This window comes from Natronococcus pandeyae (genome assembly GCF_008122205.1).
GTDB lineage: Archaea > Halobacteriota > Halobacteria > Halobacteriales > Natrialbaceae > Natronococcus > Natronococcus pandeyae.
Genome location: NZ_PHNJ01000010.1, coordinates 17,399 through 39,644, shown reverse-complemented (window position 1 = coordinate 39,644; position 22,246 = coordinate 17,399). Strand labels below are relative to the sequence as shown.

The following is a 22,246-nucleotide window of genomic DNA, read 5'->3' as shown; positions in this document are numbered from 1 at the left end:
AAGGTGAGCTATTCTGACCAGACAGAACGGTCTCGGCACCGGTTTGTTCGAGGGTACCGACTATCGATCGGTCACACGGACGCTCGGGTCCGGCGCAAGAATCGACCGGGCACACTGGACAGTCGACCGAAATATTTTATATCTGAGGTGCGCTTTCAATTTCATGGCCGCACCGAGTCTCGAAGACATAGAGACAGTTACCGTCATCGGCGCCGGGAGCATGGGTCACGGGATCGCACAAGTGTTCGCGATGCACCGATACGACGTCACGTTGGTTGACATCGAGGAAGAGCCCCTCTCGACTGCCCTCGAGAACATCGAACAGAGCCTCGAACGCTTGGGCGAGGAGCCGGGACCCGTACTCGACCGGATCACGACGACGACCGACCGGAATTCTGGCCTCTCCGACACCGATTTGATGGTCGAGGCCACCCCTGAGGATATCGACCTGAAGCGGGACGTGTTCGCCGCCGCAGACGAAGCAGCGCCCGAACACGCAATCCTGGCGACCAACACGAGCACCCTTCCCGTGACGGAGATGGCCGACGCAACCGATCGACCGGAACAAGTCGTCGGGATGCACTTCTCGAATCCAGTTCCTCTCATCGACCTCGTCGAGGTGATCAGCGGCGAGCAGACGAGCGACAGCGTCATCGAACTGACAGTGGCACTCTCGGAGGACGTCGGCAAGACACCGGTTATCCTCGAGAAGGACGTGCCGGGCTTCCTGCTCAACCGGATCAACTACGCCTTCTGGAGTGAAGGGCTGCGACACCTCGACGATGGGCGCCACGACGCCGAAGCTATCGACGCATCGATTCGGCGTCTCGGCTTCCCGATGGGACCGTTCGAGGTGCTCGACTTCGCCGGTATCGACGTGTTCTATATGGTGTGCCAGGCGTTACAGGATCGCGATGTCCCGGTCGTGATTTCGGAGACCCACGAGAACCTGGTCGAGGCCGATGCGTACGGAATGAAAACCGGCGAAGGATTCTACGACTATCCCAGTCCCGGCGAGTACGCGCGCGTTGATATCCCGAGAGAGCGCCGACACGAGTACAATCCGTACCAGATGATCGCCAGCGCGGTGAACGCCGCCGCGTGGTTGCTCGATAACGACGTCACCACGATGGAGGACGTCGACACCGCGATGCGGACCGGAATGAGCTGGCCGCGCGGTCCGTTAGAATTCGCCGACGAGTACGGCATCGACCGAATCATCGAACTGCTCGAGCGACTCCACGAAGAGACCGGTCGGGAACAGTACGACCCACATCCGTTGCTCGAGCGGATGGTCGAACAAGGTCGACTCGGCTGGAAGACAGGCGAGGGATTCTACGAGTACGATCACGAGACGACATCGTTTGGAAGCGTCGAGTACGAACGCCGGGAGTTCGTGGCGCGTATCGTGTTAGACCGGCCCGACAAATTGAATGCGATGGACGAATCAGCCTGGCGCGGGCTGCGGGCTGCACTCGAACAGGCGAGGGGGGATGACGACATTCGGGCGACCATTGTCGAAGGATCTGGACGCGCGTTCTCTGCCGGCGACGATATCCCCGAAATGGCGGGGTGGGAGAGCAGCGATGAGTGCCAGGAGTATCTCGACGAGGTGCTACTCCCGGCGATCAAGGCGTTCCGAGCCCACCCCAAGCCGACGATCGCACTGGTCGACGGTATCGCCACCGGTGCAGGCTGCGAACTGGTCCTCTTGAGCGACCTGGCCGTCGCCGGTGATGGGAGCCGGTTCGGACAGCCGGAGGGAACGATCGGCGCTCTGCCGCCCATCTGGCTGGCTCACGGCACCACCTCTGTCGGAAAGAAAAAACTCCTCGAACTTGCCACAACGGGCGACCTCTTTACGGCCACCGAAGCACACGAGATGGGGCTGCTCAACTACGCCGTGGATTCGGAGCAAGCGCCTGATGTCGCGCGCGAACTAGCTCGATCGACGACGGCGAGTGCACCGGGATCGATCGAATCTATCAAAACGATCTGGAACGGCGTCGAGGACGATCTAGTCGACGATTGGCTAGCGACCGCGACCGACGAACTCGCCGAACGGCTCATGAGTGACGAGGGCCGACACGGCCTGGAAGCATTCATCGAGGACGAGACACCGCGGTGGGAGCGGTAGCCACGGAAAACGAGCACCCCACCACATTCACTGGTCCGAATCCTGCCCGGAATCGAAGGGATAGGAGAGTCCGGACGGGTACGGGCTCTCCTCGGTCGTGTCGAGTTCCAGAGCAATCGTGAATCGGTCGAGGCCGACCTCGAGGCTCGTGAACAGGAGAAGTTCGATGAACCCTGCTTCACCGAAGGCGTGCTTGAGGCGCTCGATGAATTCGTCCGTTATCCGGTGTGGGTTATCAGAAAGGTGTTCGGCGAGCGCGACTGCGAGGTACTCTCGTTCTGTTAGCTGATCCTCGTCAATCTGGCCAAAAATCGCGGTTTCTTTCGCTTCAACGACGTCGACGGAACTCGTTCGGACGGTCGCACAGTACGCACACTGATTTGTATCCGCGACCTTCAACCGAACTAATTCCAGCAGTTCGTTGGTTAGCGCGTCGCTGCGCGGGAACTCTTCGAAGAGAGTAAGCAGGTTGTTGAGGTGCGTCGGTTGATGGGCGATCGCACCGAAGTATGCGGCATCGTCGTAAACCGCCGTCGCCTCGCGCAGGCGCGTCGCGACGTCATCGTCGGAGAGTTGGTCGGGGTCTACGGGGTCGACTCGAGATGGCATACCTAGTGTGTTACTTCCAAGCATATAATATCTCACTATTTGGTTATCACCTTACATAAGTAAACTAAAATATTGTTTTAACGTGTGGTGCTCCGGGAGACTGTCGACCGTGCACATGATAGCGTACGCTGGGACGACCCTGGAGACAAGGATGACAAGGTCGGACCCAAGTCGACGACGGGACACTGCCGATCCAATCAGTTCGAGGGAATCGTTTCGGCCACGACGACGCCGAGACCAGCAAAATACAGTCCCAAGCCTCGGCCTCGGCATGGAATCAGCTGATCTCGAGATCGTCCCGAGAGGCGGCCCCCCTCAAAACGAACCAGGTACCAGAGTGTCACCGAATCGAATCGCCACGGAACGTCGTCATTCCAAGGGAGCGGTCTCGGACTCCTCCCTGAGAGCAATTCGTTTGATCTTCCCGGTTGCGGTCCTCGGCAGTTCATCGACGAACTCCAACTCTCGTGGGTACTCGTATTTTGCCAGCCGATCCTTCATATGGCCCTTCAGTTCGTCGCCAAGCGATTCGGCGGGGAAGTGGTCCTCAGAGGGGTTCGAGGACATCACGGAGGCCGTCGCGTGGCTGTCGTCGCCGGAGACGGAGATGATTAACGGACAGATTCTGTTCATCGATGGGGGGGTATACGGTAACCTCCTCTCGAACGGTTCAGTGACATCGCTCGGTTTCAACTGGCGTCGACACTGACGCGACCGCGGAGACCGAGTAACTGCGAGGAAAGGTGGGAAAGACCGGGTGTCGAGCGCGTAGGATTACGAATGAGACACTGGCTCCGAAGAGTCCGGACCCTCCCGTAGCTGCGACCCGAACTGCTCCTCTTTGGCCTGCCGGAGTTCGTCGCTCATCCGCTCAGGCCGCCACATGTCCTCGACATTCTGCGAGACGTCCACGTCCTCTATGCCGTCGATCTTCACCACCTCGGCCTCGGCTTCGTCGATGATCTGGGTCATATACATGCACATCGGCGTGGTGGGCAACAGTTCGATTCTCACCGTCTCGTCGTCCCTCTCGATCTCCTCGACGAGCCCCAGTTCGACGATACTGACCGGATTATCAGTCATACAGCTACACGGGTCGAGCACGTCATCGAGCCGTTGAACGATTTCGGCGTTGGATTCTATGGACATGATTCAGTCGTCCGCTGAAACGGCATCCATCTCGATGGTCGACCACGGCTTGGGGCGTCCCTCCTCCGCACGCTGCTCGGCCCACTTGTCCGACTGGACCTTCGAGCGGAGTTCGTCCGTATCCCAGCCGTATAGCTCTGCGAGGTTCTCACCCAGGATTTTCTTTTTGATGTCGTCGGTCAGCTCCGGGTAGTTGTACTCTTCACGTTCCTCTTGCGTGAATTCGAGGTCCCACATCGCCTCGATGTAGCTCTGCGGGTGGACCAGCGGAACCCCCGTCGCCCAGATGATCTTCTCGGGGCCACCCCACATGAGGAGTTCTCCGAGGATCTCCCTGAACCGCTTTGGTTGCAGGTACAGGAAGGCAGTCGTGAATTCAAGGTTCGCGTAGACGTTGTCGTGAGTGCTCAGCATGAGCTTGATCTCGTCGAGGAACGCGAGATCGGTGTGAAGCAACTCGAACTTGATATCCGGGTACTGCGCGGCGATGTCGGCGACGTCACCGACGTCCACGTGATGCTGGCCTACTGGTCCCAGCGGGAAGACTTTGTGCGTTCCGATGTGTTCGATGCCCAACTCATGTGCTTTCTCGACTAGCGGCAGGAGGTCGTCGTCCAACCGGAGGGGCTTGACTTTCCCACCGCGGTAGAACGTGGGGTACATCTTGAACCCGTCCACGTCGAGTTCCTCAACCTGCCGTTCCATCTCGTCCGTCGCATCCGAACTGAGTGGGTCGACGCACCCGAGTAGTTTCACCCGCTCCGGGTTATTGTCCCGAACCTTGACACCTTTCCCGAGGGCGGAGTACCCGTCTTTGAAGTAGTCGAAGATCGGTGTCGAGTGGTACACACCGAAGTCGACGTCGCTCTCCAGGAAGCTCGCTTCCTCGATGTCGTTCGCGGTGAAGTCCCTGAACCACTGCTCCTCGGAGTGCTCGGTCCCCGGCGCCGAAGCACCGGTCGAGAGGCCGTGGATGTCTTCGAGCACCTGCTCGCCGGTCTCGCTTCGCGCGTTAGCGAATTCGTTGTTGTACGCGTGCATGACGCCGTCGCCGATCAGTACATCATTGTACATTGCTATCTTGCCACACGCTCTCTTGTGAGCCTCTAATAATAAATCATTTCATAAATGATCTGCCAAACTATCTTGGGCGTACGGGAGCGGGAACCACCCCACTCGAAGTGACACGAACGACTGCGTCGGATGCGCTGCTGGCCGCAGTCCACGCTGCGGCGCCGTCCGGGACCGTGCCCGCGGACCGGCGAATCACCGACCGAGCGGTTGCTCGAACGACCAGCTACCCGCCGGCGGGTGTGACCTGGAGGTCCACGAACCGTGAGCCACAGTTGCGCGCAGGTGCGGTCGGGCAGGAGACCGTACGGTTCGAGTATCGGCTGTTCGTCGGCGTCCCGCAGTCCAGTCCGGCAGCCGGCTCACTCGCGGCCATCGTGACCCGACAGGCACTGCACGCTCCGAGCAGGGCCCCGTTCGAGCCCTGCGGCGCCGACTGACCGACGACATCGGGGGGTCACGACTCGCCGCGCTGGTTCGCCGCGTGCGAGTCATCTTGGGCAGCCTGGACCGGGGCCCAAGCTCCTGCTCATACTTCGCCGCCTGGCACGCGAACAACTCCTCTCGGCGCGCCTTGGCCTCGTCTGGCATCATGTCTTCCGTCCACTCCAACCCGTGATCCGTCTGCAATTCGACGGATCTGACGCCCGAGAGGTCGCCTACCTGCTCCTCGACCTCTCGGATAAAATCCGAGACCATATGGCAAGTCGGCGTCGTGAGTAACATCTGTACTTCTACGTGGTCGCCATCGATGCTGATGGTGTCGACCAGCCCCATCTCGACGATGTCGAGGTGACCTTGGCCAAGGACCCGCGACTCCTGTACGCCGACATCGCCGAGGAGGAGTTCAACATGAGCAGCGAGGCGATCCGACAGCGCGTCTCCTCCTTACTGGAGCTGACGACGAACTTCTTCCTGTTGCACCCGGAGAGCCACGAATGGGAGGTCGTGGTCATCACCGTCCAGACGATGGGGGGACGGCAACCAAGCAGGCCGTGTTCGAGGTCCTCTCCGAGATGAACTTCTGGTTCGTCAGGAGCGGGTTCGGGACGATCGACAATTACGGCGTCGCGACGGTCAACTCGGTCAACAAGATCGACGAACCGGTCAACGGAGTTCGGGCGGTCGACGGAGCTGAAACGGTCGACTACTTCATCGAGATCGAACGGTCGACCGCCATCGGCCGATACCTGCAGGTAGCAGACGAGTAGCCTCAGAGCTGGATGGGTAGTTCCTCGGGACCGCGGACGAGCGGCGACCGCGTCCACTCGATTTCGTCGGTAGCGAGTTTCATCTCGGGGAATGCCTGGACGAGTTGCGAGAACGCGACCCGTGCCTCCAACCGAGCCAGCGGCGCACCGAGACAGTGGTGGGTGCCGTGCCCGAATCCGAGGTGTTCCATCGACCCGCGCGTGATGTCGAACGTATCTGGGTCGTCGAACTTTCGGGGGTCACGGTTTGCGGCTGCCTGGCTCAGCAGGATGCGGTCGCCAGCCTCGATCTGCTTGCCCCGCAGTTCGAAGTCCTTCACGACCCCTCGGGTGAGTGACTTCGAGGTTCCCTGATAACGGAGTATCTCCTCGACGGCTTTGGGCGCGAGCGAGGGGTCCTCGCGGAGGAGTTGCATCTGTTCGGGGTGACGCTGGAGCTCCAGGACGCCGTTCGCCAGGAGCTTCGTCGTCGTCTCGTGGCCCGCGAACAGCAGCAGGACTGCCGTCGCGACGACCTCGTCCTCGGTCAACTGCTCGCCATCAGCCTCCGCTTGATTGAGGTAGCTGATCAGGTCGTCCTGTGGGTTCTCACGCCGGTCCTTGACCACCTCCTGTAGATACTGGGTGAACTCCCGGATGCTCTGCTCGGTTCGCTCGTGCCGGTTATCGGCGTTGTAGTAGTGGAACAGCGTGAGCCCGATGTCGGTCGACCACTTCCCGAGGTCGTCGCTCTCTTCCAGCGGGATACCCATGATCTTGCAGATCACGTGGACCGGGAGCTGATGGGCGAACTGCTCGATGAACTCGATTTCCCCCGGCGCCTGCTGCTCCATCTCCTCGATGAGGGAATTGGTCACTTCTTCGACTTCCGCACGCTGGTTGGCGACCATCTCCGGGTTGAACGCCTCACCGATGATCCGCCGGAGTTTCGTGTGGTCCGGTGGGTCGAGGTAGATAATCCACTTTGGGAACATCTCCTTGGTCTGGGGGATGTCCAGTGAGGAGTCGCGCAATCGGTCAGCTTCCACCTGAACCGAGAGGTGCTCGTCGTCCTGCAGACACTGACGAACGTCCTCGTACCGTGTGACGATCCAGCCGTCCCACATCTCGTTCTTATACACTGGCTCTGTTTCCCTGAGTCGACCGAAGTACTCGTACGGCTGGTCGATTACTTCAGGGTCGGTTAGGTCATCTGTCTGGCTCATCACTTCATCGAAAACACTGTCTGTTCCGGATATAAAGATTTTCATGCCACACCCTGTCATGGACTGCAACTCGTGCTTCCGCTCTCGAAACCTCCAGATTTCGGTCCGAGGTGAAGCGCCGGCTGTCTCCGGTCGCGTCGTCGGCCAAAAGAAGTGGTCCGAGCGGCTGACTCGCATGCAGCAGGCACGTCGGTGGGCTGGCGTCCGCGCCACTACCCTCCCTATCCGTCTCCTGCCGACGACGCCGATGTATATGTACATGCTCAGATCATGGACGAAGCAGAGGCGGAGGGACTAAAAATCGAGGAGGTAGACGCAGTCGAGATAACCGAAAGCGTCCAGAAGATGTGGCGCCCAGAGCGGATGGCTGATCACCTGCAGCAGGCGCGTGAAGAGCGATTTGGCACTCAACTTCGTGACGTTCTAGACTCTTCGTGATCACTCGCCGCTGACCTGCCAGTTCGATTCGACCTGACGGCACATGATTTGACCCTACGAATAAGCTTCGCACCCTCGAGCACTCTTCCGGGTGAATACGCAGCCACCGTTCGGCCGGTCGCGGCGTGATAAGGAACACCATAATAATTTATAGTATCGCTCACTCCACAGTAGTATGAAGGGCCTGACCCTGGGTGCAATAGCCCGCCGAAACGCCAGAGACAACCCGGATGCCGAAGCGATCGTCGAACCGACCGGCGACCGGCGCGCGGTTACCTTCGAGGAGTTCGATCGGCGGACGAATCGGCTCGCTAATGTACTCCTTGCCCATGGTCTCGAGAAAGGAGACGCGGTTGCGATGTATCTGCGGAACTCCATCGAAACACTGGAAATCTTCGTGGGTGCTGCGAAAGCGGGCGTTCTCCCGGTGCCGATCAATCACCGATTCAAAAACGAGGAAGTCGCCTACGTTCTGCGCGATAGCAACGCCTCGCTGTTGCTCTTCGATTCGAACTCGGCGGACGTTGTCGGTGAGATCGTCGATCGGGACATTCCTGCCGAAGAGTTCCTGTTCGTCGGTAACAACGCCCCTGAATTCGCGTCGTCGTATCGGAACGTGCGCGATCGAGCGGACTCATCCCGACCCCCGGTGGAATCGACTCGGCTGGACCTCGCGGCGATGCTCTACACGAGCGGTACGACTGGGAAACCGAAGGGGTGCCTGTTTAGCCACGACAACCTCCTCCAGAACGTCGAGAATACAGTTTACGACATCGGCCTCGATCCGGACGAGCGATTTCTCGTCATGACGCCGCTATTTCACGTGGCTGCGTTTTCGTTATTTCTCGATTCGTTCTACGTCGGCGCGAAGACGCTCGTGATTGCGGATTTCGAGCCGCGTCGCATCCTCGAGGTCATCGAAGACGAGCGCGTGACCGGTTCATTCATCGTTCCGACGCAGAGCCGGGCGCTGCTCGACGTGGACAGGATCGGCGCGTACGATCTCTCGTCGTTCCGGCGGTACTGGACCGGAACGGCCCCCTCGGAGGCGCAACTTAAACGCGATATTATCGACGCGTTCGACTGTGAACTGACCGAGATGTTCGGTCAAACGGAACTCTCGCCGCTAACCCTCGTCCTCACCCCCGAACACGCCTTCGATAAGATCAATACGGTGGGTCGGCCGCTGTTCAACGTAAGCGTGAAATTAGTCGACAAGGACGGGGTGGAAGTCAAGCAGGGCGAACCCGGACGGATCGCCTACGCCGGTCCCACAGTCTTCGAGGGGTACCACGGCCGTCCGGAGGAGAACGAGAAAGTGTTCGACGGTGAGTGGTTCGTCTCGAGCGATCTCATGCGCGAGGACGAAGACGGGTTCTACGAGTTCCTCGGTCGTGCCGACGACATGATCATCAGCGGCGGGGAGAACATCCATCCCGCGGAAATTGAGGAAGTGTTACACGAGCACCCAGCCGTCGACTCCGCCGCCGTCCTCGGCGTTCCCGACGAGACGTGGGGTGAACGGGTGAAAGCTGTCGTCGTTCCCGAACGGGGAGCCTCGATCGACGCTGACGAGGTCGTCGACCACGTTGCTCGACACCTCGCCGGATACAAGAAGCCGCGAGAAGTCAAAATCCGCGACGAACTCCCGCGGAATCCGACCGGGAAAGTCATCAAGGACCAACTTCGGTAACGGCATCCGGACGCGGTCAGCGTTCCTTCGAAAGCGGGCGTTCGACATCGGTGTTCGTCGCCCGTCCGATACGCTCACTCGACCGGTGAGAACGTCGGTCCGGGCATCCCCTCGTACTCTACGTGACCGCTCAGCGAAACCTCGTCGTCGATCTCTACGTCGCCCGAAATTTGACCGAGCACCCGCGTCTCGCCGAGGTCGACGATGGCAACCTGGTATCGGTCGTCCTGACCGACCGGCGTCACTTCGATTGTCGTTTCCGAGTAGACGGTGCCCGTCGTCGGTAACTCGATCGTCGAGAGTTCGCGGCCCGTGCAGTCGACGCAGACGGACTTTGGCGTCGCGACAACGTGGTCGCACGACCGACATCGCTGGCCAAGCAGCGTTCCGACGCGAACGGCCTCGGCCCACTTGGCGTGAGTCAGGGTATCATCAGTCCATCCGTCTGGGAGCTCTGAACTCATGCGCGCGCCTCCATGAGCGTAACGACGGTCGTCGCTGCCTCTCCGCCGAGGTTGTGAGCGAGACCTACCGACGGTGAGTCAACCTGTCGGTCGCCCGCCTCGCCCCGCAATTGATCGGTTAGTTCGACCAGTTGAGCCGTACCGGTCGCGCCTATCGGATGCCCCTTGGCCTTCAGCCCGCCAGAGGGATTCACCGGGACCTCGCCACCGAGACGCGTTCGTCCCTCGGACGCCGCGGGCCCGCCGTCGCCGTCCTCGAACAACCCGACCGCTTCCGTGGCGAGGATTTCAGCCCCGGTGAAACAGTCGTGGACCTCACAGAAGTCGACGTCTTCGGCCGTCAGATCGGCCTGGTCATAGGCTTGCCCTGCAGCGTCTCGCGCGGCCTGCGTCATGGTGACGCTCGCCTGTTCGGCCAGCGGAACGCCGCCGGACGCGTGCCCGATACCGTTGATGTCGACCGGCTGATCAAACGAATCCGCATATTCGTCGCTGACGAGAACGATTGCGCTCGCGCCGTCGGAGAACGGACAACAATCGTACAGGTGAAACGGATCGGCGATGAGTGGCCCTTCGAACACCGTCTCTCTCGTGATTTCCTCGCCGTGCTGGGCGCGAGGATTTAGGCTTCCGTGGTAGTGGTTTTTAACGGCAACATCGGCGAGGTGTTCCTTCGTGGTCCCGTACTCGTGCATGTGGCGCTTTGTCATGAGTGCGAAGACACCGGGAAACGTCAGCCCGACTGGCTGTTCGTACTGTCTACTCGCGGCACTCGCGAACACCTTCGTCATTTCCGGGGTCGAAAGTCCCGACTGCGGGGTGCACCGCTCGACGCCACCGACGAGTACGACGTCGTGTATCCCCGCTTCGATCGCGTGTACTGCGTGTTTCGTCGCCATCGCGGACGTCGCACACGCGTCTTCGAACCGCTGGGTCGGGACGCCGGTCAGACCGATCTGGGCCGCCGCCTTCGGACCGAGGTGTGTATCGTTCTCGCTCACCGCAGCGGACGTGTTTCCGAGGTACAATGCGTCGACGTCGGCCTGTGAAACGCCGGCGTCGTCGAGCGCCGGAAGCGCCGCCTGCGCGAACAACTCGTGTAACGCGACTGCCCCGTGACTGCCGAACGTAGTCATCCCCGCGCCGACAATACTTGCTCGTGACATGCGATCGTACATCCAGTGGTCGGGCTAAAGTTCTTTCTCATGGTAACCTCCGGTGCGGACCGATCGAATCGACCGGCTGGGTTCGGGAAATCGCCCTACTGTCGTCTCGGATTGCCCGTTAGATATTTATACTATAAGTGAAATTGAACGTTATGGTATACCATGACTAATCCAGTACGACAAGCGGCAAATCGGTTGAATATCGGCGTCGAACGGTACATGCCTCACTCGTTCATTTTCGTGGTCGTGCTCACGGTCATCGCGTACATCACGGCGCTGGCTGTGACGCCGACCGGCCCAATCGAGATCGTCAACGAGTGGTACGGTCAATTCTGGGGCTTTCTCGAATTCGGGATGCAGATGACGTTGATCATCGTCGCAGGGTACGGAATCGCGACGGCCCCGATCATGCGGAAGTTCATTGAGAAGTTAGCTACACTCCCGAATTCCAGCACTCAAGCGTACCTTTCCGTCGTCGCCGTCGGTACCGGATTGGCCTACTTCAACTGGGGGCTCGGCATGGTGGCAGCGACGTTCTACGCGATCACGCTGGGGGCTATCCGAGACGATGTGGACTTCGGGTACCTAATCGCGACCGCGTACATCGGTCTCTGGCCCGGCGTCCTCGGTTCGTTATCGATCACTGCGCCACTGCTCGTCAACACCCCGGGCCACTTCCTCGAAGAACAGATCGGCATCATTTCGCTGGCGGAAACGATCTTCAGTCCGCTGCACCTGACGGTGGTGATCTGTACGTTCCTCGCGTCGCTGCTGCTGATCTACCTAATGCGACCTCCCGAGGATGAGGTCGAACCGCTCCAGACCGATCGGCTCGAGTCGCTCATTCCGAAGTACGGAGAAACCACGGCCGACGGCGGAAAACCGACGCTCGCCGAGCGTCTGAACCAAAACCCTCTGTTTTCGGCGATCATGGTCATCCTCGGCCTCGTGTTCATCACGTACCTGTCAGTTTACGAGGGGCTTATCGCCACGCTCGGACTCAACTCGATGAACTTCATCCTCCTGATGACCGGACTTGCACTTCACGGGAGTCCAATCAGTTACGTGAACGCGATCACGGACGGTGTCGAGAAAGCCGCACAGGTTATCCTGCAGTTCCCGTTCTACGGCGGCATTCAGGGTATCCTGATCGGTACCGGCCTCGCGACGATAATCATGGACAGCGTGATTGCCGTAGCGACGGCGACGACGTACCCGGCCCTCATATTCATCGGGACCGGTATCCTCAACATCTTCGTTCCCTCCGCGGGCGGCCAGTACATTGTGACCGGAGAGATACTGCACGGTGCCGGCGAGAGCATCGGAACTCCGCACTCAGTGGTCGTTTCCGCGTATACGTTCGGTGACGGCTGGACCAATATGCTCCAACCGTTCTGGGCGCTGCCAGTGATCGGGATGGCGGGACTGCAGATCCGAAATATTTGGGGGTACGTGATGATGGGCGTCATCATGTGGGGTCTCGTGGCCGGCACAATCCTCCTCGTCTTCCCGGCGGCTGGATTGATCTAGGCAGTCCCCTTTCCTGGAATTTTCACGACAAACGCCCGGCCCGCTCACAGCGAACGGCGAAAACCAGCACAGGAACTGCCGGTCCCGATTCTACCGATCCAGTTCGTATCCGGCTTCTTTTCGGTCCCAAGCGCCATCGATCCCCCGCTCTTTTAGTTTGTACTTTTCGACGCGTTCCGTCGCCGTTTTGGGAAAGCTGTCAACAAACTCGACGTACCGCGGCACCTTGAAGTACGCCAGCCGACTCTCGCACTGTTCGACGACGTCGACCGAGTCCATCGATCGATCCGGTTGCAAAATCGCGTATGCTTTCACGTCCTCCTCGCCGAGTTCGCTCGGGACGCCGACGACGGCCGATTCATCGACCGCCGGATGATCATTGATCACCTGCTCGACCTCCTGGGTCGCGATATTTTCGCCCCGCCGCCGGATGCTGTACGCTTTCCGATCCACGAAGTAGAAGTACCCGTTCTCGTCCTGATAGCCGAGGTCTCCGGTGTGGAACCAAAGGTTCTGCCAGTCCTCGACGGTCTTGTCTGGCTTTTCGAAGTACCCGAGCATGAAACAGTTCGGTCGGGTCGGACGGACGACGATCTCTCCGACCTCTCCGACGGGCACCGGCCTGTCTTTCTCGTCGACGATGGTGACGTCAGCGTAACTCACCGGAACGCCGATGCTCCCTTCGTTCGTTCGGTTTTCCTCGCCTCGCTCGTTGAAAATCGCGACCGTCCCCGTTTCGGTGAGACCATAGCCTTCGACCAGTTCGACATCGAATCGTTCCTCGAACTCGTCGACGATTTCGGCCGGCGCCGCCGCACCCACGCCGTACACCGCCGGATTGTCCGCGTCGTCGGGTGCGGGTTCCTGATTGTTAAGCACCGAAATCATCGTTCCAAGGTAGTTGAAGATCGTCGCGTCGTACTTCCGTATTTGATCCCAGTAGCTCGAGGCGCTGAACCACCGCTCGAGGGCGAAACTCGTTCCCTCCAGCATCGACCCCATCACCGTAAGCTGCTGTGCGTTGCAGTGAAACAGGGGTAGCGTCGTGAACGGCCGGTCGTCGGTATCGAGATCCGTCATTCGAACGAATTCGCTCCCCGTGTTGATATACGAGTAGTGGGGCAACACAACCCCCTTCGGCAAGCCGGTCGTCCCGCTCGTATAGATGATACACATCGGATCGTCCACGTCGATCTCGGGCGTCTCGAACTCGTCTGGGTCGCCGAAAAGGAGTTCGTCAAACGATCGATACTCGTCGCTGTCCTCGCCGAGGAGGTACTCCCGTGTGACGTCGTCCAAGTCGTCGCGGGCCGTTTCGTAGTTCTCCCGTGTTTCGGACTCGAGTACGGTGATCTCGGCCTGTGAGTCGTTGACCATGTAGCTGAGGCCGTCCGCCTTGAGGCTGACGTTGATTGGGACCATCACCGCGCCGAGTTTCGCGATGCCGAACCAGAGCGCGAGATACTCAGGACTGTTGTACAGAAACGTCGCTATCGTATCGCCTTTCTCGACGCCGTCTTCGGCCAACGCACCGGCTATGCGGTTCGCCATCTCGTCGATTTCGCCGTAGGTGTACTCCTCGTCCTGATACAAGAGCAGCAGGCGATCGCCGTGGCTCGCGGCGCGCTCGGAAACTAACTGGGAAACGGTGGTAACGTCGTAGTCCTCGTGCGGTTGTGCCGAAACCATAGTTCATGGTTCAAATTGATTACTGATAAATGTATGCCGGTTTGCCCACGTCGCGTTCAGGACTCGCGTTCCTCGCCGACCACTAAAAGCAATCCGGCGCCGGCGATCGCAGCGATTCCGGCGGCGGCGAACGCCGGCGCGTAACTGGCCATCGTTTCGTAACCGACGGCAGCGAGGTACGGAGCGCCGAGTCCGGACAGTCCGATCGACGCCGAAACGAGTCCGAAGACGGCATTAAGGTTGGATCGGCCGAAATGATCCGCGGTGAGTGGACCGAGCAACGCACCGTTCCCGCCGTATCCGAGTCCAAAACCGATCGCGAAGCCGAAGAGCGATAGTTTCGTCTCAAGGATCGGTACTGCAAGCGTCGAAACTCCCATCAGCGCCGAGCAGACAGCGAAGACGCGAGTTCTGTCGATTCGATCCGCGAGAAATCCGATGGCGACCCGGCCGAGTATCGTCGTGACGCCGATGATCGCGATCAGCGCCGCTCCGGTGGCTCGCGAGAGGCCGAGGTCTGTAGCGTGTGCGACGATGTGAGCGAGAATAACGTAGAGGGACGCGTAGATTAACATCCAACTCGCGAAGACGTAGCGGAACGACCGGGTGCGGGCCAGCGACGAGATGATTTCCAGTCGCTTTCGAAGCGAGGCGGATCGCGATCGAGCGGCGTCGCTCTTGAACTCCGCGCTCGGAACCGAGTCGGCGGCAGGTTCGTCGCGGATTATCGCGCCCATTATCATGAGCAGCGCGGCCGCGACGCCCGCGAGGACCAGTAACGACGACCGCCAGCCGATCCGCTCGATGAGGACGTTCGACGCCGGCGCGGAGACGATCATCCCGACCCCGAGGCCGGTCGAAGCGACGCCGCTAGCGAAGCCGACGCGCCGGTCGAACCATTTCGGAACAGTCGCGTACGAAATCACGTAGATGATGCTCAACCCGAGCCCGGTTACGAACCCGTAGGCGAGGATGAGCGTCGCGATGGACGACGCCTGACTGGACCACACCAGTCCGCCACAAAGGAGTACGCCGCCGACGGCGAGCATGGACCGATTTCCGTATCGGTCAATGAGAATGCCAACAATCACGGCGCCGACCGAGAGGACGATCATTTGCACGCTGAACGCGATCGTCGTCACGCTGCGTGACCGTTCGAACTCGTCGACCATCGGATCAAGAAACACGCCGAACGAGTACGACAAGCCGAACACGACCAGCGAGCCGAGGAAACAGGCGGCGACGACGACCCAACCATAGTAGATCTCGTCGACGAATCGCGACGGGGAACAGAGCGTCATTGTCGACGGTCCCGCGTATCAGTTCGAGTTGGAGTGATACGTTCCGTCGGACGCCATTTCGCTCCCGCGCTACCGGCCGTTATCGATCGAATCGACGACAGAGAAGCCCGCCTCCCGAGGAATCGATCGTGTATCAGAGGATCCATTATTCGTAATGTCGTGCATCGGTTGCAGTGAATATAACGATTTAGCCCTCACGGACAGCGAACTGCGACGGACCACCGCGGAAGGAATCCGTTCAACCGCATCGCTAACGAAAACGCGACCGTCCGTTCGACCCGTTTATTTCGTCGAGAATCGGCTCGCCGAAGACTATCGAGATCGATCCGAGGTCGTTCGACGCGCTCCGAACGAGAAGCTATCGTTAGTCGCAATCACAGGTACGATCTTTTATCAGTCTGCATTCGTTGCTGGGCGATAACAGACTAAGGGTGTTATTTTCGAGTACTCGTTCACCCCATGGTAGTAGATCTCAAGGCCACAAATTCGTGCCATATAATAACACAGGTAGTTGATATCCTCTCGTCGGCGCTCGATCCGCCACCGGGCGATCACCGGGTAAGCATCTCGAATATCGTCTGCGACCCACTGACTCTGGACCGGGCCTCCTCGATCGGCGATCCCAGGACCCCACCGTGCGGCCGCTCGCACACTGCGGTTATGACAAAAAGAGTTTTTGTTGACCACGCGGAGACCATGCGTATGGATTGTAGCGGACGAACGATAGTGGTTACCGGCGGGAGTTCAGGTATCGGCCGATCGATCGCACTCACGGCCGCAGAGCGAGGCGCAAACGTCGTCGTCGCGGATCTCGAGCAATCACCACGGGAGGGCGGCACACCGACAACCGAAGCGGTTCGCGACACCGGCTCGGAGAGCGAATTCGTCAACGCCGACGTCACCGATCTCGAGGACCTTCGTCGTGCAGCCGAGGTGGCATCCGAACTGGACGGCACCTTCGATGCGTGGGTGAATAACGCCGGATACGGCGCAACGGACGAACTCACGAAAACCGACGCCGAAAACTGGGAGCGATCGATAGAGACGAACTTGACAGGCGTCTATCATGGCTGTTTGACCGCAGTTGAGTCGATGCTCGCAAACGGTGGCGGATCGATCGTGAATATCGCCAGCGGGGCAGGAGTCATCGGATTCCTTAACTCCGCATCCTACAGTGCCGCCAAAGGCGGCGTGATCGCGTTGACACAGCAGGTTGCCGTCGATTACGCTGCCGACGGTATTCGGGTCAACGCGGTTTCACCGGGGTTCACCGACACCGAGATGCTCCGCCAGGACACCCACGACGGCACTGAGTCCTACGCTGAGAAGAAAACGCCAATGCGACGGACTGGGACCCCCGAAGAGGTTGCGGACACGGTCGTGTTCCTGGTGAGTGATTCAGCGAGTTTCATTACCGGGGAGAATGTGCGGGTCGACGGTGGCTACACGGTACAATGAATCCCGCGAGACGGTTCTGTGCCGGTGACCGCCGATTGGATCGCAGCCCACGAGTCTACCGGAGAGGAATAAACTTATTAAGACTCTTTTTTCTTATAGGATGAGGTGACGAGAATATCATGATAGACGTTCCGAAACTCGATGCGTACCATCTCTACGAACGCGAGTGGGACAGTTACGAGCAGTTGAAAGAGTCCTTCGAGTGGGAACTTCCCGAGGAATTCAACGTTGCAGCGTACGCCTGTGATCGGTGGGCCGAGACGGACCCCGATCGTGTCGCCCTCTACATAGAGAAGGGTCCACGGGACAGGGCGAATATACGTTCGGCGAGATCCAAGCGGCTGCTAATCGACTTGCTAACTACCTCGAGTTCGTGAGTCGGAAAGACGACGTGATCATCTCCGCTGGCTATCGGATCGGTCCCGAAGAGATCGAGGACACCCTTTCGAGCCACGAAGCAGTCGCTGACGTTGGTATTATCGGTGTCCCTGACGATGAACGAGGCGAAGTCCCGAAAGCGTACGTACAACTCGCAGAAGGGGTTGAACCTGCGGAGTCGCTGGCCGGCGAACTCCAGCAGTACGTCAAGGATACTCTCGCCAAGTACGAGTATCCACGTCAGATAGAGTTCATCGACAAACTGCCGACGACAGCAACTGGGAAGATCAGGCGCGCCAATCTTGAGGCGCGCCACGAGAAGGCGTCGGACCATTGATTTTCGAGCGAGAACAAATACGTGAACGACGGCGAATCGGAACTATATGGGCTCGAACAGCGGTGCGAGATCGTCATCGTACTCGTATGGTCCGCTCAGTTCGACCTCGTCATCGATATCGACCCGTTCGCCGTCGGTGATTCGACCGAGAACCCTCGCGTCGCCGACGTCGACGAGCGCGATCTGGTAGCCGCTACCCTGTGCCTCCGGAGCGACCTCGATCGTCGTTTTAGAGTAGACGGAACCCTGCTTCGGCAGTCGAACTGGAGACACAGATCGATCGCCACAGTGGACGCAAGCTGCATTCGGCGTCGCGGTTACATATTCGCACTCTTCGCATTCGAGGCCGACGAGCGAGCCGTCCTCAAGTGCCGCCTCCCACTTCTCGTGAGTGAGTCGGTCCATCTCGGCTAGGGCCTCGGTGCTCTGCTCGTCGTTGACATCCTCACGGGTGAACTCTTTACTCATGCTCGAGCCTCCATGGCTGTCACGACCGCAGTGGCAGTCATACCGCCGACATTGTGAGCGATCGCTTGCTTGGCATCTTCGACCTGACGGTCACCCGACTCGCCCTTGAGCTGTTCAGTTAGTTCGACAATCTGGGCAGTGCCGGTTGCGCCAATCGGGTGCCCCTTGGCCTTCAGTCCTCCTGACGGATTAATAGGCATTTCGCCGTCGAGGCGTGTCCTGCCTTCCGTTGTCGCCGGTCCAGCCTGACCATCCTCGAACAGTCCGAGTGCCTCGAGCGCGAGAATCTCAGCACCAGTGAAGCAGTCATGAATCTCTGCAACATCCACATCGTTCGGTCCGATATCCGCTTGTTCGTAGACGTTCTGGGCAGCCCTACGAACCATATCCGTCGAAGGGGGATTCGGTTGGTCGGCAACCGGAACCGGATTCGCTTGGTGACTAATACCTGTAATATCAATCGGGTCGACGCCGTAACTTTCGGCGGCGTCCTCGCTGACGATCACGACCGCCGATGCGCCGTCAGAGAACGGGCAGCAGTCGAGCAGGCGGAACGGCGAGGCGATGATTGGACTGTCGAGTACCTCTTCAACCGTCTTCTCCTCGGAAAACTGCGCTCGCGAGTTCATCGAGCCGTGATAGTGATTCTTTACGGCGACCTCCGCGAGATGCTTCTCGGTCGTTCCGTATTCATGCATATGCCGCTGAGTATGCAACGCGAACACACTCGCAGTGGTCATCCCAGGTGCCTGTTCGTACTGCTTGTGCGCGCCGCTACCGAAGATTCGAGTCATCTCCGATGTTTCGATACCGGTACCCTTCGGCGTACATTGCTCCGCACCGCCAACGAGGACAACATCGTGATCACCCGTCTCGACAGCGCGAACGCCGTGTTTCAGAGCAAGTGAGCCGGTCGCACATGCGTCTTCGTACCGCTGTACCGATGTTTCAGGTGTAAGACCAATATATGATGCGACCTGAGGTGCAAGGTGAGTCTCGTTCGTTGTCGCCCCCCCGAGTACGTTACCGAAGTAGAACGCATCGATCTCGTCATTCGCGATCCCGGCGTCGTCGATCGCCGGAAGCGCCGCATCGGCGAATAGTTCGGCTATCGGTTTCGTGTAGACACCGAAATCGGTCATTCCGGTACCTACGACGCTAGCTCTTGCCATACAATAGCACACCACATCAATGTATTAATAATCTTCGCAATATCCGGTACAGCGGCTATACGGAGTTAGCTCGTATGAAGGCACCATTTCGGACTGAAATGTCCAGAACCGTTTGAGCGACGACGTTAGCTTCCAACAGGTGGCTCGAACGTGACCGTCTCGAACTCAGCCTCAACGTCGGATTCCGGATGAACCGTGGCGACAAGATAATTGGTCTCGTCTGCAAAATAGTCGATGAGTCGACGTGTTCGTTCCGCATCAAAGGCACCGAGGGAGTCGAGCACGAGTACCGGCGTTACTTCGTTCACATCGTATGTTACGAACCCTGCCAATGCGAGAACGAGTCCAATCATTTCTCGCTCACTCTCGGCTAAGTGCTCAAGTGTGTCCCTCCGAGTTTGACCGTCGATTTCACGGGCGATAACAACGTCAAATTCCCCATCGAGCCAGACGCGGTCGATACGCTCGAACTCGAGTACGTCTAAGAGGTTGTCCATTGTCCCGTTGAACACGTTCCGAAGTTCGCTCTCGAGATTCTCGATCCGATCGGTCAATTCGTTGATTTCATCAGAAAGAGCTTCAATCTGCTCCTTCTTCCGTTCACGTTCTTTACGAGTTTCCCGAAGTGACGCACAGGCGTCTTCAAGTCGTTCGACCTCGCGCCTAAGCGTTTGTATGTCAACCCGCGTTTCCTCGATTTCATCCGTGAGGTCTGATTGCTCGGAGGCATGGTCTGTTTCACGGTCCGTGATCTCACTGTCCAGTTCGTCAATCTGCTCTCGGGCAGACTCCAGCTGTGCCCGACGTTCCTCAAGCGACTCCTGACGAGTCGTGAGTTTCTGTTCAATGTCTCGTTTTTCGGATTCGAGTCGCTGAATTTCAGTCTTCGACTGGTTGATTCGCTCAATTTTTTCCGTGAGTTCTTCAATCTCAGGCTTTCGTTCGCGCTTTCGGCGTTTGTCTTCTGCGACTAGGTCCGTCAATTCGTCAATCGTCTCCTCAAACTCGCCAATTGACGCTGCGTTGCCGCAGGCCCAACAGGTTACCTCATCACCCATCAGTCCGGAATCATATCCGAGCGCGCCTGTGTACTCCGAGTTAATCATCTCCCGGTTTGCGGTCAGGACTGACTGCAGAATATCTAGCCTTTTTGTCACGTCATCAAGCTCGGAACGCACGGTTTCTCGTTCACGTTTGATTGCCTCGATATCTGTCCCCTCGACAGCGTCGCGCGCCTCTTCGAGGTCGTCGTCAATTTCGTTCAACTGTGTCTCGAGCCGTTCGATAGCATCTTCGAGCTGTTCGATCTGATTTACGTGTTCGGACTCTTCGGATCGCAGTTGGGCTCGGTTGTCTCGGAGTTGCTGGATGACGTCGTCGTCGACAATGGTGTCATCTTGTTCGTTGTACAATTCCTCGAGTTGGTCCTCAAGGGAGTCAATCCGTTTTCGTTTCTCTTCGAGTTCGCGTTCACGAGTCGCCAGCTGCTCGTCTACGTCAGCGATGGACTCAACTTCCTCCGTTAGCTCTCGCTTTCGGCGCATCTTCGTGGATCGCTTCTCTTCGAGAGCGTCGATATCCATCGGCTCCTTGAGCAATGACTCAACGTCCTCGTTACGTGCAACCGCACTTCGAAGTGGATTCGTCTCCAACAGGGCTGCGAATCGCTCGAGAAGATTGACATCGTCAGACTCGTCGATCCACGCTTCACCGGACATTTCGACGCCGGTATCGGTCCGACGAGCTACCCGCACGATTTGCTGGTCACGCGACGAAAGCGTCACACGAGCCTCGTCTGCCCCACTTCGAATTGGAACTGTGCTTGCTCCGAGCACGAAGAGCAATCCTTTGAGGAAAGAACTCTTGTTTGCCGCATTCGGCCCTTGAATGAGCGTTGCCCCCTCAGTGATGGTTAATTCCCGTTCTTCGATACCTCCAATATTCTCCAGTTCGAGATGTATTGGTCCTTTCATGGTATTATTTATTACAGGTACAAACGTATCCACGGCGAATCGCACGGTCGATCGGGACGCGGGTATGACAGTTTTCACACTCAATCTCAGCGGTGACGGAAACGCTAACGTCACCGCCCGCTGTTACCTTTTCCTTGTTCTGCAGTGATCGAAACGCTTCTGAGATCTTTCCACGTGCGTGCTCTCTTGAGATTTCGATTGCATCACGTTCCCACTCTCCACTTGAGGTTGAGACCTCTTTCTCGAGGCAGTTTTTTAAATGGGTTCTGATAACACCATATGAGACGAAATCATCGCGTATCTGATTGATTGGCAGACCCGCGTTTGCTAACTCGGTTGCGACCTCCTTGGCAATTGCTTCGTCTGATCGTAGCCGTTCATACTTCGATTCGGCCTCATCGCCGAGCGTAGAGAGTCCCGCACGGTCCATCTCCCGGCGGAGCAAAAGTACGTTGAACCACTCGGAAAGTTGTCGATATCCCTTGCGCTGTCCCCCGTCTGCCTGCCATTGTTCGACCAACTGGTCCTCGTATCGGTTCATCCCATAGTCATCCAGTACTCGGCAAACTTTACACCCATACTCGCTCATTAGTCTTCGTTCTTCTCGGATACAAATAAGGACGACGATTACTGAGACCCTCAGAGAATATTTTGATCATATATTACTGGCTGTTCTCTTATCTGTAGGATTCGACCAATCACACTCGCATATCCATTTGATGGTATTTTTGTTGCAGCCTCGAGCAAAAGTGATTGTGTACTCACAACATTTCCGGACTGTGCGAATGCCTTGTTCA

The 22,246-nt window shown here is 58.4% G+C and carries 23 protein-coding genes and 1 pseudogene; 10 read left to right on the top strand and 14 right to left on the bottom strand.

What is annotated here, in order from left to right; genetic code table 11:
* The first annotated feature begins 163 nt into the window (after positions 1-163).
* Positions 164-2,137, top strand: a complete 1,974-nt coding sequence (locus CV102_RS16965; RefSeq protein WP_148859197.1) for a 3-hydroxyacyl-CoA dehydrogenase/enoyl-CoA hydratase family protein — start codon at positions 164-166, stop codon at positions 2,135-2,137.
* Positions 2,138-2,164: 27 nt separating this feature from the next.
* Here CV102_RS16965 and CV102_RS16960 read toward each other — a convergent pair whose 3' ends face one another.
* The 4 genes from CV102_RS16960 to CV102_RS16945 all read right to left on the bottom strand — a co-directional run bounded on the left by CV102_RS16960 (position 2,165) and on the right by CV102_RS16945 (position 4,969).
* Positions 2,165-2,746, bottom strand: a complete 582-nt coding sequence (locus tag CV102_RS16960) for a carboxymuconolactone decarboxylase family protein (protein ID WP_148859196.1) — start codon at positions 2,744-2,746, stop codon at positions 2,165-2,167.
* Between the two features lie 369 nt (positions 2,747-3,115).
* Positions 3,116-3,379 carry an AMP-binding enzyme gene (locus tag CV102_RS16955; RefSeq protein WP_148859195.1) on the bottom strand — a complete coding sequence of 88 codons (264 nt, stop codon included), beginning with the start codon at positions 3,377-3,379 and terminating at the stop codon, positions 3,116-3,118.
* 141 nt (positions 3,380-3,520) lie between these two features.
* Entirely contained in the window at positions 3,521-3,895 is a 375-nt protein-coding gene (locus CV102_RS16950) for a metal-sulfur cluster assembly factor (protein WP_148859194.1), read from the bottom strand.
* Positions 3,896-3,898: 3 nt separating this feature from the next.
* Positions 3,899-4,969, bottom strand: a complete 1,071-nt coding sequence (locus CV102_RS16945; RefSeq protein ID WP_148859193.1) for an amidohydrolase family protein — start codon at positions 4,967-4,969, stop codon at positions 3,899-3,901.
* Positions 4,970-5,076: 107 nt separating this feature from the next.
* On the opposite strand from CV102_RS16945, the gene CV102_RS26680 reads away from it, so the two are divergent.
* On the top strand, positions 5,077-5,406 hold the full coding sequence (locus CV102_RS26680; protein ID WP_233710721.1) for a hypothetical protein: 330 nt from the start codon (positions 5,077-5,079) through the stop codon (positions 5,404-5,406).
* Between the two features lie 250 nt (positions 5,407-5,656).
* Here the strand turns inward: CV102_RS26680 and CV102_RS27245 are convergent.
* A pseudogene (locus tag CV102_RS27245) lies at positions 5,657-5,743 on the bottom strand (iron-sulfur cluster assembly protein); the annotation flags it as partial.
* Between CV102_RS27245 and CV102_RS16935 the strand changes: the two are divergent.
* On the top strand, positions 5,705-5,986 hold the full coding sequence (locus CV102_RS16935; protein ID WP_187433025.1) for a hypothetical protein: 282 nt from the start codon (positions 5,705-5,707) through the stop codon (positions 5,984-5,986). The pseudogene CV102_RS27245 and the gene CV102_RS16935 sit on opposite strands and share 39 nt — an antisense overlap.
* Positions 5,983-6,177 carry a hypothetical protein gene (locus CV102_RS16930; RefSeq protein WP_148859190.1) on the top strand — a complete coding sequence of 65 codons (195 nt, stop codon included), beginning with the start codon at positions 5,983-5,985 and terminating at the stop codon, positions 6,175-6,177. The genes CV102_RS16935 and CV102_RS16930 overlap by 4 nt, the downstream gene beginning before the upstream one ends.
* 2 nt (positions 6,178-6,179) lie before the next feature.
* Here CV102_RS16930 and CV102_RS16925 read toward each other — a convergent pair whose 3' ends face one another.
* The gene (locus tag CV102_RS16925; RefSeq protein ID WP_187433013.1) at positions 6,180-7,382 is read right to left on the bottom strand and encodes a cytochrome P450; all 1,203 of its coding nucleotides are present in this window, start codon (positions 7,380-7,382) and stop codon (positions 6,180-6,182) included.
* Between the two features lie 270 nt (positions 7,383-7,652).
* Between CV102_RS16925 and CV102_RS26090 the strand changes: the two genes are divergently transcribed.
* Together CV102_RS26090 and CV102_RS16920 are read left to right on the top strand one after the other, a co-directional pair.
* Positions 7,653-7,820 carry a hypothetical protein gene (locus CV102_RS26090; RefSeq protein WP_187433012.1) on the top strand — a complete coding sequence of 56 codons (168 nt, stop codon included), beginning with the start codon at positions 7,653-7,655 and terminating at the stop codon, positions 7,818-7,820.
* Positions 7,821-7,995: 175 nt separating this feature from the next.
* Entirely contained in the window at positions 7,996-9,513 is a 1,518-nt protein-coding gene (locus CV102_RS16920; protein ID WP_148859188.1) for a class I adenylate-forming enzyme family protein, read from the top strand.
* Positions 9,514-9,587: 74 nt separating this feature from the next.
* Here the strand turns inward: CV102_RS16920 and CV102_RS16915 are convergent, their stop codons facing one another.
* On the bottom strand, positions 9,588-9,977 hold the full coding sequence (locus CV102_RS16915; protein ID WP_148859187.1) for a Zn-ribbon domain-containing OB-fold protein: 390 nt from the start codon (positions 9,975-9,977) through the stop codon (positions 9,588-9,590).
* Positions 9,974-11,143, bottom strand: a complete 1,170-nt coding sequence (locus CV102_RS16910; RefSeq protein WP_148859186.1) for a thiolase domain-containing protein — start codon at positions 11,141-11,143, stop codon at positions 9,974-9,976. The genes CV102_RS16915 and CV102_RS16910 overlap by 4 nt, the downstream gene beginning before the upstream one ends.
* A 162-nt stretch (positions 11,144-11,305) precedes the next feature.
* Here CV102_RS16910 and CV102_RS16905 point away from each other — a divergent pair, with 162 nt between their 5' ends.
* Positions 11,306-12,673, top strand: coding sequence for a short-chain fatty acid transporter (locus tag CV102_RS16905; RefSeq protein ID WP_148859185.1), 1,368 nt, complete (start codon positions 11,306-11,308; stop codon positions 12,671-12,673).
* Between the two features lie 90 nt (positions 12,674-12,763).
* Here the strand turns inward: CV102_RS16905 and CV102_RS16900 are convergent, their stop codons facing one another.
* Positions 12,764-14,362 (bottom strand): ATP-dependent acyl-CoA ligase, encoded by a 1,599-nt coding sequence (locus CV102_RS16900; protein WP_148859184.1) that lies wholly within the window; start codon positions 14,360-14,362, stop codon positions 12,764-12,766.
* A 56-nt stretch (positions 14,363-14,418) separates the two neighbouring features.
* Entirely contained in the window at positions 14,419-15,663 is a 1,245-nt protein-coding gene (locus CV102_RS16895) for an MFS transporter (protein WP_148859183.1), read from the bottom strand.
* Between the two features lie 459 nt (positions 15,664-16,122).
* Here CV102_RS16895 and CV102_RS16890 point away from each other — a divergent pair, with 459 nt between their 5' ends.
* The 3 genes from CV102_RS16890 to CV102_RS16885 all read left to right on the top strand — a co-directional run bounded on the left by CV102_RS16890 (position 16,123) and on the right by CV102_RS16885 (position 17,836).
* Positions 16,123-17,121 (top strand): SDR family NAD(P)-dependent oxidoreductase, encoded by a 999-nt coding sequence (locus CV102_RS16890; protein WP_222863706.1) that lies wholly within the window; start codon positions 16,123-16,125, stop codon positions 17,119-17,121.
* A 119-nt stretch (positions 17,122-17,240) separates the two neighbouring features.
* Positions 17,241-17,498, top strand: coding sequence for a hypothetical protein (locus CV102_RS26675; RefSeq protein ID WP_233710720.1), 258 nt, complete (start codon positions 17,241-17,243; stop codon positions 17,496-17,498).
* Positions 17,495-17,836, top strand: coding sequence for an AMP-binding enzyme (locus CV102_RS16885; RefSeq protein ID WP_233710719.1), 342 nt, complete (start codon positions 17,495-17,497; stop codon positions 17,834-17,836). The genes CV102_RS26675 and CV102_RS16885 overlap by 4 nt, the downstream gene beginning before the upstream one ends.
* Positions 17,837-17,878: 42 nt before the next feature.
* Here CV102_RS16885 and CV102_RS16880 read toward each other — a convergent pair whose 3' ends face one another.
* The 4 genes from CV102_RS16880 to rdfA form a co-directional block, all read right to left on the bottom strand.
* A complete protein-coding gene (locus CV102_RS16880) occupies positions 17,879-18,304 on the bottom strand; it encodes a Zn-ribbon domain-containing OB-fold protein (protein WP_222863705.1) in 426 nt (141 codons plus the stop codon).
* Entirely contained in the window at positions 18,301-19,476 is a 1,176-nt protein-coding gene (locus CV102_RS16875; protein ID WP_233710718.1) for a thiolase family protein, read from the bottom strand. Before CV102_RS16875 ends, CV102_RS16880 begins: the two co-directional genes overlap by 4 nt.
* A gap of 125 nt (positions 19,477-19,601) precedes the next feature.
* Positions 19,602-21,449 carry an archaea-specific SMC-related protein gene (locus tag CV102_RS16870; RefSeq protein WP_148859181.1) on the bottom strand — a complete coding sequence of 616 codons (1,848 nt, stop codon included), beginning with the start codon at positions 21,447-21,449 and terminating at the stop codon, positions 19,602-19,604.
* Positions 21,450-21,453: 4 nt separating this feature from the next.
* Positions 21,454-22,038: a rod-determining factor RdfA gene (rdfA, locus tag CV102_RS16865; RefSeq protein WP_148859180.1), complete on the bottom strand. Its 585-nt coding sequence runs from the start codon at positions 22,036-22,038 to the stop codon at positions 21,454-21,456.
* Positions 22,039-22,246 lie beyond the last annotated feature (208 nt).